This window comes from Lysobacter sp. (genome assembly GCA_013141175.1).
GTDB lineage: Bacteria > Pseudomonadota > Gammaproteobacteria > Xanthomonadales > Xanthomonadaceae > Lysobacter_I.
The window spans coordinates 1,974,121-1,987,723 of record JABFRN010000001.1; the positions used below are offsets into that span (position 1 = coordinate 1,974,121).

15 protein-coding genes are annotated in these 13,603 nt (G+C 67.8%); 14 read left to right on the forward strand and 1 reads right to left on the reverse strand.

The window, feature by feature from the left end:
* The first annotated feature begins 107 nt into the window (after positions 1–107).
* A complete protein-coding gene (locus tag HOP03_08705; protein ID NOT88251.1) occupies positions 108–737 on the forward strand; it encodes a ParA family protein in 630 nt (209 codons plus the stop codon).
* A gap of 45 nt (positions 738–782) precedes the next feature.
* On the opposite strand, the gene HOP03_08710 is transcribed toward HOP03_08705, so the two are convergent.
* A complete protein-coding gene (locus tag HOP03_08710) occupies positions 783–1,628 on the reverse strand; it encodes a class D beta-lactamase (GenBank protein NOT88252.1) in 846 nt (281 codons plus the stop codon).
* A gap of 132 nt (positions 1,629–1,760) precedes the next feature.
* Between HOP03_08710 and HOP03_08715 the strand changes: the two genes are divergently transcribed.
* From HOP03_08715 to HOP03_08775, 13 genes are all read left to right on the forward strand, one after another.
* On the forward strand, positions 1,761–3,359 hold the full coding sequence (locus HOP03_08715) for a hypothetical protein (GenBank protein ID NOT88253.1): 1,599 nt from the start codon (positions 1,761–1,763) through the stop codon (positions 3,357–3,359).
* Between the two features lie 197 nt (positions 3,360–3,556).
* Positions 3,557–4,033 carry a histidine phosphatase family protein gene (locus tag HOP03_08720; GenBank protein NOT88254.1) on the forward strand — a complete coding sequence of 159 codons (477 nt, stop codon included), beginning with the start codon at positions 3,557–3,559 and terminating at the stop codon, positions 4,031–4,033.
* Entirely contained in the window at positions 4,030–4,599 is a 570-nt protein-coding gene (locus HOP03_08725; GenBank protein NOT88255.1) for a polyisoprenoid-binding protein, read from the forward strand. The genes HOP03_08720 and HOP03_08725 overlap by 4 nt, the downstream gene beginning before the upstream one ends.
* A complete protein-coding gene (locus tag HOP03_08730) occupies positions 4,596–6,623 on the forward strand; it encodes a phospholipase D family protein (protein NOT88256.1) in 2,028 nt (675 codons plus the stop codon). The genes HOP03_08725 and HOP03_08730 overlap by 4 nt, the downstream gene beginning before the upstream one ends.
* A 369-nt stretch (positions 6,624–6,992) precedes the next feature.
* Entirely contained in the window at positions 6,993–7,181 is a 189-nt protein-coding gene (locus HOP03_08735) for a hypothetical protein (protein NOT88257.1), read from the forward strand.
* 79 nt (positions 7,182–7,260) lie between these two features.
* On the forward strand, positions 7,261–7,455 hold the full coding sequence (locus tag HOP03_08740; GenBank protein ID NOT88258.1) for a hypothetical protein: 195 nt from the start codon (positions 7,261–7,263) through the stop codon (positions 7,453–7,455).
* A 52-nt stretch (positions 7,456–7,507) separates the two neighbouring features.
* Positions 7,508–8,020, forward strand: coding sequence for a hotdog fold thioesterase (locus HOP03_08745; GenBank protein ID NOT88259.1), 513 nt, complete (start codon positions 7,508–7,510; stop codon positions 8,018–8,020).
* A 46-nt stretch (positions 8,021–8,066) separates the two neighbouring features.
* Positions 8,067–8,849: a 1-acyl-sn-glycerol-3-phosphate acyltransferase gene (locus HOP03_08750; GenBank protein NOT88260.1), complete on the forward strand. Its 783-nt coding sequence runs from the start codon at positions 8,067–8,069 to the stop codon at positions 8,847–8,849.
* Between the two features lie 79 nt (positions 8,850–8,928).
* Positions 8,929–9,225, forward strand: a complete 297-nt coding sequence (locus tag HOP03_08755) for a hypothetical protein (protein ID NOT88261.1) — start codon at positions 8,929–8,931, stop codon at positions 9,223–9,225.
* Positions 9,222–10,226 carry an alpha/beta fold hydrolase gene (locus HOP03_08760; protein ID NOT88262.1) on the forward strand — a complete coding sequence of 335 codons (1,005 nt, stop codon included), beginning with the start codon at positions 9,222–9,224 and terminating at the stop codon, positions 10,224–10,226. The genes HOP03_08755 and HOP03_08760 overlap by 4 nt, the downstream gene beginning before the upstream one ends.
* Positions 10,227–10,320: 94 nt before the next feature.
* Positions 10,321–12,408, forward strand: coding sequence for a tetratricopeptide repeat protein (locus tag HOP03_08765; GenBank protein ID NOT88263.1), 2,088 nt, complete (start codon positions 10,321–10,323; stop codon positions 12,406–12,408).
* A 13-nt stretch (positions 12,409–12,421) separates the two neighbouring features.
* Positions 12,422–12,868, forward strand: a complete 447-nt coding sequence (locus tag HOP03_08770) for a DUF1801 domain-containing protein (protein NOT88264.1) — start codon at positions 12,422–12,424, stop codon at positions 12,866–12,868.
* A gap of 79 nt (positions 12,869–12,947) precedes the next feature.
* The gene (locus tag HOP03_08775; GenBank protein NOT88265.1) at positions 12,948–13,562 is read left to right on the forward strand and encodes a YbhB/YbcL family Raf kinase inhibitor-like protein; all 615 of its coding nucleotides are present in this window, start codon (positions 12,948–12,950) and stop codon (positions 13,560–13,562) included.
* Positions 13,563–13,603 lie beyond the last annotated feature (41 nt).

A 13,603-nucleotide genomic window follows, 5' to 3' on the forward strand; every position in this document is an offset into this window, starting at 1 on the left:
GCACGGCACCGCCAAGTGATTGATTCGCTTGCCAACCCTTTCCGGAGGGCTCGCCGCGCGCCGCGATTCCGGTGATAAGCTGCGGGCTCTTCACTGCGGAGGTGCCGATGAAAACGGTTCTGGTCGCCAGCTCGAAGGGCGGGGTGGGTAAGACCACCATCGCCACGCATCTCGCCGCGCAAGCGGCTTTGGACGGTCATCGCACCGTCCTGATCGACGCCGACCCGCAGGGGTCGTCGACCCGTTGGGCCGAACGCCGGTCCGATCTGGAAACCGCAGTGCTGCCGATCGACGGTACCCGCAGGAACTGGCAGAAGCTGGTGCCCGACGACGTGCAGCGCACCGTCATCGACGCCCCGGCAGGGGCGACCGCCGACAGCCTCGAAACATTCCTCGAGCGCGCCGATGCGCTGATCGTCCCGGTGCTGCCGTCGACGCTGGATATCGACGCCACCGTGCCCTTCCTCAACGCCATCGCCAAGCACCCGCGCGTGCGTCGCGGCCAGTTGCGCGTGGGCCTGATCGGCAACCGGCTCAAGCCGTGGACGAACGCTTCGCAGCAGGCGGTGGATCTGCTGCAGCAATGGCCCTATCCGGTGGTCGCGCAACTGCGCGACAGCCAGGCGTACGTGATGCTGGTCGGTCTGGGCCGCAGCCTGTTCGACTACCACTCGCAGCAGGTGCGCGAACACCAGGAAGATTGGGCGCCGCTGTTGAAGTGGTTGAAGAAGGGCTGAGCGCCGCAGGGAGGCGACGGCCGAAGCGGGCCGCCGCCCGGCTGCTCACCTCGGCGGCAGCAGACCGTCGGCGCGCAGCAATTGCTTGCCCAGCGCGACCCGCTTCATGCGGTTGTCCGGCGTCTTCAGGTCGATGCCCAGCACGAAGCTTGCGGCGGGTGCCTTGTGGCCTTCCACCCAGCCGCCTTCCACCCAGCCGATCCACCACGCGTTATCGGGGAGGGTGCCGGTCTTGCCGTAGACGCGGCGGCCTCCGATGGTCTCGTCCAGCATCGCCGCCTTCACCGCCTCGATGGTCTTGGCCGAGAACGGCAGGTCGTTGCGGCGCAGGCGGTCGACGAACTGAAGCTGTTGGCGGGCGGTCACGGTGAGCACGCCGTCGAGCCAGGCCTTGGCCGGAACTTCACCGATGCGGCCGTTGCCGTAGTCCGCGCGCGACACCCACACCGCCAGCCGGTCGTGGCCGATGCGGTCGGCGAGCGTGCCGAAGTAGTTCTCACTGGAGCTCTGCATCGCTTCGCGCAGCGCCATGTCCTTCTCCCACTCGGGCTGCTTCGGATAGCGCTTGCCGTCCCAGGGCACGACCTCGTCGGCGCCGCGCAGCGTGCCGGTCTCCAGCGCGACCAGCGCCAGGAAGACCTTGAAGGTGGAGGCCGGCCGCAGCGGCATCGCGGCGCGGTCGGCGCCGTGCAGCACCTGCGGGGCACCGCCGTCGCGCTGCAGCAGCCACGTCCCGGCATGACCGTAGTTGGCGAAGCGCATCGCGATCGTCGTGGTCTTCGCGGCGGCCGGCTTCGAGGTGGATTGGGCCGCCGGTACCGCCAGCGGAGCCAGGCAAAACGTCGCCAAGAAGGCGGCGAGGAACATCTGCGGGCGGATGTTGCACGACATGGATGGCTCCAGTGGATGGGTGAGGCCGCAGTGTGGCGAGCGCACCGGACCGTCTCCAACAGCGCGTACCGTTGCGCGCGTCACTCCTGTAACGTCCGTCACCGCACCGCCGCCGCATGCCAGACTCGACCGATGACGACCAGCCGCACGAAGCCCGCCACCACGCCCGATCGCAAGCAGAAAGATCGTGTGAAGCCCATTCGTACGAAGCCCGACCGTATCGACATCGAACTGGCGGCACCCGCATGCGTACAGGGGCAGCCGGTGCGCCACCAGTCGCTGTGGATCCTGCTGCGGCTGTGGCTGGCGGCGCAGTCGGGCGACGGTTCGGGCTGGGTCCGCGAGACCCAACTGCGCGAGCAGTTCGCCAACGCGCGCAATCTGCGCATGGTGATCAGCCGCGCCTATGCGGATTTCGCGCGCTGGGGCCTGCGCGTGGGCTGGGGCACCGACCGCAGCCGCGATCCCGATCTGCTGCCGCTGGCGGGACGCAATCGTGGCCCGTACTGGTTGGGCGAAGGCGAAGCGGCACGGCTGCAGATCAGCCTCCACGGTGCGCCGGCCGGGCTCGACGCGGTGATCGCCTGGCTCGGTACGCCGGACGCGACCCGCACCGCCGTCGTGCTGGGCGATGCCAGCAGCGCCAGTCCGGCCTACTGGCATGCCTGGGCCGGCGCGCGCCGCGACATGCTCGACGGCCGGCTGATCCTGGATCGCGACCACGGTGCGCTGGCGGGGTATCGGCGTGCGCAGACACTGGCGCCCGATCCCTGGCTGCAGGCGTTGGCGCTGCTGCAGCAGGCGATGGTCTGGCGCCGCGCCGGCAACGCCGATGCCGCGCGCGCAGTGCTGGCCGAGCTGGATCGCCACTGGCACGACGAGCAGGCGCCCGAGCATGCATGGCTCGGCGCGATGGCCGCGATCGTGCAGGCCTGGTGCGCCTATGCCGGCCGCGACCCGCAGGCGGCGCGGCAGATCCTGCGCCAGGCCACCGAGGACCCGCGCTGGTTCGGCCTGTTCCAGTACCACCCCCGGGTGCGCAGCGAGCACGCCAACCTGCAGGCGCTGATCCATCGCGCGCTGGCGCTGGACGAGCGTTCCGACCTTGGCGAACGCACCGAAGCGGCGCGCACCGCGTTGCGCTATTACCGGCTGGCGCTGTCGCTGGCCAACGAGGCCGAATTGTTCGATGCCGCCGCGTCCACCGCGAGCAACCTCGGCTGGTCGCTGTGGTTGTTCCAGCGTTGCGGTCTGGACGTGCCCAGCGACGATGGCCATCCGTTGACCTGGATCGCACTCGCCGCGTGGCTCAGCGAACGGCATGGCGTGGGCGGCGGTTGCTGGAATCTGATCTATCTGCTGCGCATGGTGCGCGGCGGCGGTTCCGACGCGGCGCATCCGCGCGCCGACGTGTTCCGGCGCTGGCCGGTGATCGCACCGGCGGAGTTCCGCGCGCTGATCGCACCGGTCACGCTGTCGATCGAATGGCCGAGCTGGCGCGCGCTGGCACTGGCGATGCAGGCGGACATCGATGCCGGGCGCGTGCAACTGGATGCGCTGCAGCGCGCCAACATCCTGCTGGAAGTGGCTTGGTACGAAGCGCACGACGGCGACCCGCAGCGCAGCACCGAAGCCGCCGCACGGCTGCGTCGGCGCCTGCGCGAATTGACGCCGGCCGATCGCATCTTCTTCCGCGATGCCCTGCGGCGCTTGCCGGAAGTGATCGGCTGAAGAGTGCGGCCCCGGCTTTTCGTAGGAGCTTTTCGCAGGAGCGACGGAAGTCGCGACAGGCGGAGGAAAGTCTTCCCGTAGAGCGTCGCGACTTCCGTCGCTCCTACGCGAGAGATGGCAGGCTTTCCCCGAATCCCGAATCCCGGCCGTTCGCGTTAAGCTGCCTGATATTCCACCGGCCAGAGACCGACGCGCACATGCGAACCCTGATCCTGCTCCGCCACGCCCACGCCGAACCCGTCAGCGACGGCCAATCCGATGTCGATCGCGCGCTGTCTGCGGAGGGACTGGCGGAAGCCGAGGCCGCCGGACGCTGGCTGGCCGGGCAGGGGCTCGCGCCCGATCGGGTGCTGTGCTCGCCCACGCGGCGCACGCGCGAGACGCTGGAAGCGGTGCTGGGCGCGATCGGTTTCGTCGAACAGCGGCTGGTCGACAGCATCTACGAGGCCACGCCGGGCGCGCTGGCCGAACTGGTCGATGAGCATCGCGAGGTCGAGCGGCTGATGCTGGTGGGTCACAACCCCGGTCTGGAACGTCTCGCCGCGCTGATGCACAGCGGACAGTCCGGCGACTACCGCGGCATGCCGCCGGGCAGCGTGGTGGTGCTGAATTTTCCGCTCGACGTCACCGTCGAACCCGGTGTCGCCAGCCTCTCCGCTTTCTGGTGGCCGTGAATTTCGCGACAGTCTCCGTTTCCCTGTGCGCCTGTGCGTTGGCTGCGGCCACCAGCCTTACCGCACACGCCGCCGACATCGATCCGCAGTACACCCAGATCGGCTTCACCCTGAAAACGCGCTGGGGCCAGGTGCTTCGGGGGCGGTTCCCGCGTTACAGCGGCAGTATCGAATCCCTGGATGACGGCCACGAACGGGTGCGGCTGCGGTTGTCGTCGAAGGATGTCGAGATCGTCGGTCATCCCAGCTACACCGGCATGACCCGTGGCCGCGGGTTCTTCGAGGCCGACCGGTTTCCCGAGGTCGAGTTCGTATCGGAACCGTATGCGCCCGCGCTGGTCGCCGATGGCGGCAAGCTCGCCGGCCAGTTGACCATCCGCGACGTGACCCGGCGCGAGACCTTCACGATCCAGCCCAGTGCCTGCGCGCGCCCCGCCGTCGACTGCGATGTGGTCGCCAGCGGCAGCGTGCGCCGTGCCGATTACGGCGTCGACCGATGGGTGCTGGCGGTCTCCGACAGCGTGCGTTTCACATTGCGACTGCGCGTGCGCGAGGACGCCGAATGACCGCGACGCGCGCAATGTTGCTGGTGGTCTTCGCATTGGCGCAGGTCGCGTGCACGCGCTTGTCCACGAAGGACCAGGCGCGGGTGGATACGCTCGTGGCCGCCGCGCGCAGTACCGAGAACACCTGTGGACGCGCCGATGCCTGCGCGCGGCCATCGCCGCTGCTGGCGCTGGGCCTGCGTGCCGGTGGCGAAGCGCAGGCCACGGCCGATGCGCCACCGGCGCCGGACATCGCGTCCTCCGCGATGCCGTCCACGGAACCATCGCGTCCGCAGCACTACGCGCTGATCCTCGACTATGGCCAGGATGCGTTGCTCGCGCGATTGGATCTGATCCGCGGCGCGACCCGCAGCATCGACGTGCAGACGTATATCTTCGACGAGGACGACGCCGGCCACCTGGTTCTCGACGAACTGCTCGCCGCTGCGCATCGCGGCGTGAAGGTGCGGCTGCTGGTCGACCAGCTCGCCGCATTGCGCCGCGTCGACACGCTGGCGGCGCTGGCCGGTGCGCACGCGAATTTCGAGATGCGCCTGTACAACCCGGTGCTTGGACGCGCGCGGATCAGTTATCCGATGTACGCGCTGGCATCGGCCTGCTGCTGGCGCAAGCTCAATCAGCGCATGCACAACAAGCTGATGGTGGTGGACGGACAGGTGGCGATCACCGGCGGACGCAATTACCAGAACGATTATTACGATTGGGATACGAGCTACAACTTCCGCGATCGCGACATCCTCGTCGCCGGGCCGGCGATCGCCGAGATCGCCGCGAATTTCGATGCGTTCTGGGATGCGCCGCTGAGCAGGCCGCTCACCCGCTTGCTGGATGTCGGGCGACTGGTCCTGCGCGATGGCGTGCCGGCGGTGCAACACCCGGAACCCGAGCAGCCGCGCCGGATCGAACTCATCGGCCGCGACGCCGACGACGCCGCGCTGGTGCGCACCCGTCTGGTCGATGCGGCGATTCCCGTGCGCAGCCTGCGCTATATCGGCGATGCGCCAGGAAAACACGCGGGGTCGGTGCCGACCACCGAAACGCCGTCGCAGTTGCTGCGCGAGCTGATCGATTCCGCCGAAGATCGCGTGCTGCTGCAGACGCCCTATCTGGTCCTGTCGAAGCCGGCGCAGCGCCTGTTCAGCGATTTGCAGCAACGCGAGTCGCCGCCGCGGGTCGTGGTGTCGACCAACAGCCTGGCGGCCACCGACGCCTTCATTCCCTACGCGCTGTCGTACAAATACAAGCGCCGTTATCTGCGCGACTTCAAGTTCGAGATCTACGAATTCAAACCGTTTCCGCAGGACGCGCCGATCGACGTGGAAGCGACCGGCACCGTCGGCGTGGAATGGCACGCCGACGGCACCGCCGTCGTCCTGGGTTCGGGCGCCTCGGGATCGGGCGCATCACGATCGGGACCGTCCCGGGGAGGATCGCTTGGCGCGGGCGCCGAAGGCAGCCGTTCGCCGGATCGGCCGATTCCGCTGGCGCGCGAGTATTCGGCGCTGCGTTATTCCAAGCGCGGCGCCAACGAACCGGTGCCGTTGCAGCGCGGCGGCGTGCGCTTCGGCCTGCATGCGAAATCGATGGTGATCGACGAACGCGTCGCGGTGATCGGCACCCACAATTTCGACCCGCGTGGGGAGAACTACAACACCGAGTCGGTGGTGGTGATCGACGATCCGACATTCGCGCGCGTGCTCGCCGCGAGTATCGAACGCGACACGCTGCCGGCGAACGCCTGGATGATCGCGCGGCGCGACAAGCCGCCGGTGTTCTCGGGGCTGGAGTATTCGCTGGCGAAAGTGTCCGAGCTGCTGCCGCTGTTCGATTTCTGGCCGGTGCGCTACGCCACCAGCTACGAATTCACGCCCGGGCCCGATTGTCCACAGCCCATCTCGCCGCGCGACCCGCATTTCCGTCGCTGCTACACGCCGGTGGGAGACTTCCCCGAAGTCGCGCCGGTGATCCGGCCGCTCACCCGGATCTTCACTGCCTTTGGCGCCGGGTTGGCTCCGATTCTGTAGAGCTTGGCCTGCTCCGGACATGATCCGGGGTCTCGGGCTCGAGCCCGCCATGGCGACCCATCCGGTCGCCTCTTGGAACGGCCGAAATCGATCCGGCCATGGCCTCGCAAGCCCTCGAACGCCGCAAGGCGGCCCGAAACCCTGCACAGCAGTCCGTTTAGGGCCTGTTTTGGCGCGAATCGGCACCTGACAGTGGCGTGCCCAAGACTCAGCTCACGACCGTTCGTCGGCTGACAGGCCATGAAAATACAATCAAAACAATGAGTTGTTGCCATGACTGGAGCTGGGTGACTTCCGGCACATCTGTTTTGGTCAATAGGTGTTGTACTTTACCAACACACCAATTCACACCCACTCAGGAACACCGCCATGAACACCCAGACCCAGACCACCGAATCCAACGTCCGCAGCCACGACAACGTCGTCGCTTTTGCCTCCAAAGCCCGCCACAGCTACCGGACCCCCAGCTTCGGTATCGGTTACGGCACCAGCAGCGGCTACGGCACCGACAAGCGCTACACCACCGATTGGGGCCAGATCCGCTTCCGCTGCGCCTGATCAGCGTCTGCTTCCCCGGCGTTACCGGCAATACCCGTTCGTCACTCCCCCGCACATCTGTTTCCAGGACTGCTTCGTCATGAACGCCCCTCGCACCCATGTCACGCTCGCCCCGCGCACGCCGGTCAACGTGCCGTCGCGCGCCGAGTCCACCTCCCGACATTCCCAGCCCAGCCGCTATCGCGCACGCGATTCCGGCATCGGCTACGGCGCCAGCAGCGGTTACAAACGCTACACCAGCGATTGGGGCCAGACCCGCTTCCAATGCCGCTGAACCTTCGATCCACGCCGCAAACCACGTCCCCGGAGCTCCGGCCGCAACGCGCATGTCCTCTCTCCCATGCGCCTGCGGCCGGACCGCCGCTGTCGGCCTCGGTTATCCTGATGCGGTGACCACACCCGAATCCCCCACGCCGCGCCTGTTTCGCGGCACAGCCACCGTCGACGATCTCAATGCGATGTCCCGCGACACCGCGATGGCATCGCTCGGCATCGTCTTCACCGAGATCGGCCCGGATTTCGTGCGCGGCACCATGCCGGTGGACGCGCGGACCCACCAACCCTATGGCCTGCTGCACGGCGGCGCTTCGGTACTGCTGGCGGAAACGCTCGGCAGCAGCGCGGGCAATCTGTGTGTCGCGCCCGGCGAGCTGTGCGTCGGCATCGAGATCAACGCCAACCATGTGGCTGCAGTACGCGAGGGTCGGGTCACCGGCACCGCGCGACCGCTGCATATCGGCCGTCGCACCCAGGTCTGGGAGATCCGGATCGAGGACGCGCTCGGCCAACTCGTCTGCATCTCGCGGCTGACCCTCGCCGTCATCGCGCAGCGCAGCTGACCGGGCCCGTATGCAAAGCTCTAATCCGCTTCCGTATGGTCGCCCGATGACCGGAGCCCCTCTCATCGCGCGCGCCGCACGACCGCTGCGCTATCTCATCCGCACGCCGATGCTGATGTGGCACGCGCTGGTGCACCTGCCGATCACCCTGATCCTGATGTCGCCGCCGTTCGCCGCGATACGAATCGGCGACGACCGCCTCGGTCACTGCATGGTGCGCTGGTGGCAGGGCGGGTTGATGCGGGTGTTCGGTTTCCGCATGCGCCGTATCGGCACGCCGCTGCCGGGCGCAGTCATGTTCGTCGCCAACCATGTCAGCTGGATCGATATCACCGCGTTGCACAGCTATCGGATGATGGGCTTCGTCGCCAAGCGCGAGATCGCCGGTTGGCCGCTGGTCGGCTGGCTTGCGACCATGGGCGAAACCATCTATCACCAGCGCGGCAGCCAGGAATCCCTCGGTGGCGTGCTGCACGAAATGCTGGCGCGGCTGCGCGATGGCCGCGCGGTCGGCGTGTTTCCGGAAGGCCGCACCCGCGGCGGTGAGGAAGTCGGCCCGTTCCACGCGCGCATCTTCCTCGCCGCGGTGGAAGCCGGGGTGCCGGTGCAGCCGGTGGCGCTGCGCTACGGCGTCGGCGGCTCGCGGCAGACGGTGGTGGCGTTCGGCCCGACCGAAAGTTTCGCCGCCAATCTGCTGCGCCTGCTCGGGGAACCCGGCTGCAGCGCCGAAGTGGTCTTTCTCGAACCGATTCTCCCCGGCGATGCCGAGGGCCGCCGTCGTCTGGCCGACACCGCCAGGACGCGGATCGTGGAGGCGATGGGGTCGTGAGGCTGGCGACCACGCTACGCAGTTGCGGCATCCGCGCCGACGGACTTGAATGTCGTCATACAGCAGGTCCTTGCGAACCATGAGCAGATCCCACGACCCCACCGCCGAACGTCTGGCCATCGGCATCCTGATCCTGTTCCTGATCGGCTATGGCTGGTTCGATCTGTGGCAGGGCGGCATTGCGGTCAAGGGTCGCAACGGCGTGGTGGGTTATGCCGAGGGCGGCTACGCGCTCGCCATCGCCGCCGGGGCGTTCCTGTTCGCAGCGCTGGTATCGCTGCTGCTCGCGCGCAGTCTCCGGCTGAGCCGACCGGGCATCCTCTTGCTGCTCGCGGCGATCCTGCTGCCGCCGTTGGCGTATGTCCTGATCGGATGAGGACATCTCCGTCCGCTTATCGCCCACCGCTGTGGCTGCGCAGCCCGCATCTGCAGTCGCTGATTTCGACCAGTCCGCTGCGTCGCGCGCGCGGTGCGCTGCTGTTGCGGCGCAGCGGCGCGATCAGCAAACCGTACATCGTCGATGGCGGCGACGGCGTGCGTCTGGAAGGCGTGCACAGCCGGTTGCCCGGCACCCAGCCGCGCGGGCTGGCGCTGTTGCTGCACGGTTGGGAGGGCAGCGTCGAATCCAGTTACATGCGCATGACCGCCGCGCATCTGCTCGGCGCCGGCTTTGAAGTGTTCCGGCTCAATTTCCGCGATCACGGCGACACCCATCATCTGAACCAGGCGCTGTTCCATTCCAACCGCATCGACGAAGTGGTGAATGCGGCGGCGGATGTCGCGAATCGCTTCCTGGCGGGGTCTTCGCGGCCGATGGTGGTCGCGGGCTATTCGCTGGGCGGCAATTTCGCGCTGCGCGTGGCGATGCGTGCGCATGCGGCCGGGCTGCCGCTGGCGCGGGTGGCGGCGGTGTGTCCGGTGCTGGATCCAGCCGTGACCATGACCCGCCTGGAGCAGGGGATTCCGGTGTATCTGCGCTACTTCGAGCAGAGCTGGCGGGAATCGCTGCGCCGCAAACGCGACCGCTTCCCGCAGTACTACGACTTCGACGACCGCGTGCTCAAGCTCGAGATGCGCGAACTCACCCGCTGGATGGTCGAGCGGCACACCGATTTCGACACGCTCGACGATTATTTCAACGGTTACGCCATCGCAGGCGACCGGCTTGCGGGTCTGGATGTGCCGGCCGATCTGCTGACCGCCGAAGACGATCCGGTGATTCCGGTAGAAGAATTCCACGCGCTGCGCCTGCCGGATACGGCGCTGATCGAGATCGCCCACTGGGGCGGGCACTGCGGGTTTCTGGAAACCGCGCGCCTCGACGGTTATGCCGAGCGCTGGGTCGCGCAGCGGCTGTCGGCGGCGTTCGATACCTGACCGCCGATACCTGAGCACTGTTTCCGGAGGGCGCATTCCCTGCGGCGTTACACTAGACGCTTCCGGGCCCGGCCCCGCAGTCCCAGAACCTCCCATGCAAGAACGAATTTTCGCCGCGCTGCGGCGCGGCGCCAACGCCGAAGCCCTGACGCTGGCCCGCGTGGCCGTGGCCGAAGCCCCGCACGATGCCCACGCGTACGCGCTGCTGGCCCATGCCGAACGCGCCAACGGCGACCAGGCCGCCGCGCAGCATGCGATCGCACGCGCGGTGCTGCTGGCGCCGGAAGACGCCAACCTGCATTTCCAGCGCGCCGGCTTCCTGCTCAACGAGCACAAGCTTGGCGAAGCCCAGGCCGCGCTGACGCGCACGCTCGATCTCGACCCGAACCAGTTCCCGGCCTACATCCTGCAGGCGCAGATGGCGATCGGACGCGGCGAGATCGACGAAGCCGAACGCCTGCAGCGCTCCGCCGCCCGGCTCTCGCCCGATCACGCCTGGGTGAAAACGCTCGAAGGCATGATCGCGCTGCGTCGCGGCGACGGCGCGCGCGCGCAGACGCTGCTGATCCGCGCCGCCGAGCAGATGCCCAACGATCTGCAGGTGCTGTACGCGCTGGGGTTCGCGCATCTCAACCAGCGCCAGTTCGCGTTCGCCGAACAGGCGTTCCGCAAGATCATCGATCTTTCGCCGGCCATGCAGGGCCTGCGCGGCCTGCTCGCCGATGTGCTGTTGCAGCAGCAGCGCCCCGACGAAGCGCTCGAAGCGCTGCAGCCGCTGCTGGACAACCCCGCGACCGCCACGCCTGCGCTGAAGCGGATGACCGCCGAACTGGAAATGACGATGGGTCGCCAGGAATCGGCCATCCAGCGTCTGCGCGAAGCGTTGGCCGAAGATCCGCGCGATCCGCGCGCGTGGTCGCTGGCGACCGACATCTGGCGCCGCACCGGCGATGTCGCCGATGCCCGCACGACGCTCGATATCGCGCTGGAGCGTCACCCGGAAGCGGTGCGGCTGTGGCAACTGCGGCTTGCGTTCGAGCCCGAAGGCGGCGACGGCGCCAAGGCGGTCGTCGACCGCTGGCTGGCGGCCACGCCGGAGCACGTGCTTGCGCTCGAAGCGGCGATGCATCTGCACGAGGCGCGCGGCGATACCGAAGCGGTCGATGCGCTCGCGCAGCGCATCATCGAAGTGGAACCGGGCCGCACCAGCGCCGAGATGCGCGTGCTCGATCGCATGATCCGCGATCAGCCCGAAGCCGCCATCGTCCACATCGAGGGACTGATCGCCAAAGCAGGCGATGACGAAGCCAAACGCGGAGTGATGCCCTGGCTCGGCTATGCGCAGGATCGCGCCGGTCGCCATGCCGAAGCCGTGGCGACGTGGATCGCGCTCAACGCCGGCGAAGCCGCCGCGCGTTGGCCGCTCACGAGTCCCGGTCCCGCCGGCCCGGTCGGCGGCATTTGGCCGGATGCGGCCACGGCCGTGCCGGGCACGCCGCCGGTGGCGTATCTGTGGGGCCTGCCGGGTTCGGGTGTCGAGAAAGTGGCGGCGGTGATCGGCCATGCCGGTTATCCGCTGTGCGCGGATCGTTTCGCACCGAATCCGCCGCAGGACCCGATGCAGAACCCCGACACCATCGCCGCGCTCAACGACGGCAGGCTGACGCCCGAACGCCTGCTCGCCGAATGGCATGCCGCGCTGCCGGCGCGCGGGATCCGCGATGGCATCGTCATCGACTGGCTGCCGTTCTGGGACAACGCGTTCCTGAAGATGCTGCGCCCGCTGCAGCCCGGCGCGATCGTGATGGTCGCGCTGCGCGACCCGCGCGACATGCTGCTGGAGTGGCTGGCGTTCGGCAGCACGCTGCCCTACGGCATCGCCTCGCCGACCGACGCCGCGCTGTGGATGGCGCGACAGCTGCAGCACGTGGTCGCGCTGCGCAAGGACAACCTGCAGCCGCACAAGATCGTCGCTACCGATCATGCGTTGACGAATGTCGAAGCCTTCGCCGCCGAAGTCGGCGGCGGCCTCGGCCTCGAAGAAATCCGGGTGCCACCCGACGTGGCTTTGGGGACGCAGCGCTTCGCGTTCGGCCATTGGCGCCACTACGCCAAGCCGTTGGCCGAGCCGTTCGCGCTGTTGTCGCAGGTCGCGCAGACCCTGGGCTATCCGGAGCGGTAAGGGGCCCGCGCGGTTGTCGATCGATGCACCGTTCGACACTCCCGAAGTCGCGGAGACGTTCGCGCGCTATCCGCCGCACGCACGCGCGAAGCTGCTGGCGTTGCGCCGCTTGATCCTGGACACCGCCGAACGCACCGAAGGCGTCGGCGCGGTGGTCGAAAGCCTGAAATGGGGCGAGCCGGCCTATCGCAGTCGCAGTGGGCGGATGGGCAGCACCGTCCGCATCGACTGGAAGCCGGCGAAACCCGGGCAATACGCGATGTACTTCCACTGCAAGACCACGCTGGTCGAGACCTTCCGCACGCTGTTTCCCGGCGAATTCGGCTTCGAGGGCAATCGCGCCATCGTCTTCGATATGGATGCGGATCTTCCGGAAGATGCCGTACGCGTTTGTATCGAAGCCGCGTTGACCTATCGAGCCGACCGGCGACGGTCGCAGGATCCGGCGAAGCGCATCTGACCGCGGCGGAGCGCGTGCGATATCCTGTTTCCCGGCCGATCGACCGGCCGATCTTCAGCGGATGAACCAGGAGCCGGACATGCAGATCGTCAGCGACAGTTTCGAACATCGCCACCGCATCCCCGCCGAATTCGCGATGGGCACGCCGGAGGGGTTCGGCGGCAATCGCAATCCGCATCTGCGCTGGAGCGATGCGCCCACGGACACCCGCAGCTTCGTGCTGCTGTGCATCGATCCGGATGCGCCGACCGACGGCGCGCTGGTTGCCGACGAGAGCACTGCGATCCCGGTCGAACATCCGCGCGGCGATTTCGTGCATTGGGTCATGGTCGATATTCCCGCCGATGTGAATGAACTCGCCGCAGGCGCTTGCAGCGATGGCATCACGGCGCGCGGGAAATCCGCGCCCGGCGGGCCGGCCGGCGCGCGCCACGGCGTGAACGATTACACCGGCTGGTTCGCTGGCGACGCGCAGATGGGCGGCGATTACCTCGGCTACGACGGTCCGTATCCGCCGGGCCACGACCTGCGCCTGCATCGCTACTTCTTCCGCGTGTTCGCGTTGGATGTCGCGCGCCTGGATCTGCCCGCGAGATTCGCCGCCGCCGATGTGTTCCGCGCCATGCATGGACATGTTTTGGCGGAAACGGCCGTCTACGGGACGTATTCGCTCAATGCGAACGTGAAGGGCTGAGCCGATTCGACGCAGATTTCAGCGGTGACGAATCCGGTTCA

Bases quoted from the DNA above. Each gene is read 5' to 3' on its own strand.
- HOP03_08765 (NOT88263.1), top strand. From the start codon at position 10,321: ATGCAAGAACGAATTTTCGCCGCGCTGCGGCGCGGCGCCAACGCCGAA.
- HOP03_08760 (NOT88262.1), top strand. From the start codon at position 9,222: ATGAGGACATCTCCGTCCGCTTATCGCCCACCGCTGTGGCTGCGCAGC.
- HOP03_08705 (NOT88251.1), top strand. From the start codon at position 108: ATGAAAACGGTTCTGGTCGCCAGCTCGAAGGGCGGGGTGGGTAAGACC.
- HOP03_08745 (NOT88259.1), top strand. From the start codon at position 7,508: ATGTCCTCTCTCCCATGCGCCTGCGGCCGGACCGCCGCTGTCGGCCTC.
- HOP03_08715 (NOT88253.1), top strand. From the start codon at position 1,761: ATGACGACCAGCCGCACGAAGCCCGCCACCACGCCCGATCGCAAGCAG.
- HOP03_08720 (NOT88254.1), top strand. From the start codon at position 3,557: ATGCGAACCCTGATCCTGCTCCGCCACGCCCACGCCGAACCCGTCAGC.
- HOP03_08775 (NOT88265.1), top strand. From the start codon at position 12,948: ATGCAGATCGTCAGCGACAGTTTCGAACATCGCCACCGCATCCCCGCC.
- HOP03_08730 (NOT88256.1), top strand. From the start codon at position 4,596: ATGACCGCGACGCGCGCAATGTTGCTGGTGGTCTTCGCATTGGCGCAG.
- HOP03_08735 (NOT88257.1), top strand. From the start codon at position 6,993: ATGAACACCCAGACCCAGACCACCGAATCCAACGTCCGCAGCCACGAC.
- HOP03_08755 (NOT88261.1), top strand. From the start codon at position 8,929: ATGAGCAGATCCCACGACCCCACCGCCGAACGTCTGGCCATCGGCATC.
- HOP03_08740 (NOT88258.1), top strand. From the start codon at position 7,261: ATGAACGCCCCTCGCACCCATGTCACGCTCGCCCCGCGCACGCCGGTC.
- HOP03_08710 (NOT88252.1), bottom strand. From the start codon at position 1,628: ATGTCGTGCAACATCCGCCCGCAGATGTTCCTCGCCGCCTTCTTGGCG.
- HOP03_08750 (NOT88260.1), top strand. From the start codon at position 8,067: ATGACCGGAGCCCCTCTCATCGCGCGCGCCGCACGACCGCTGCGCTAT.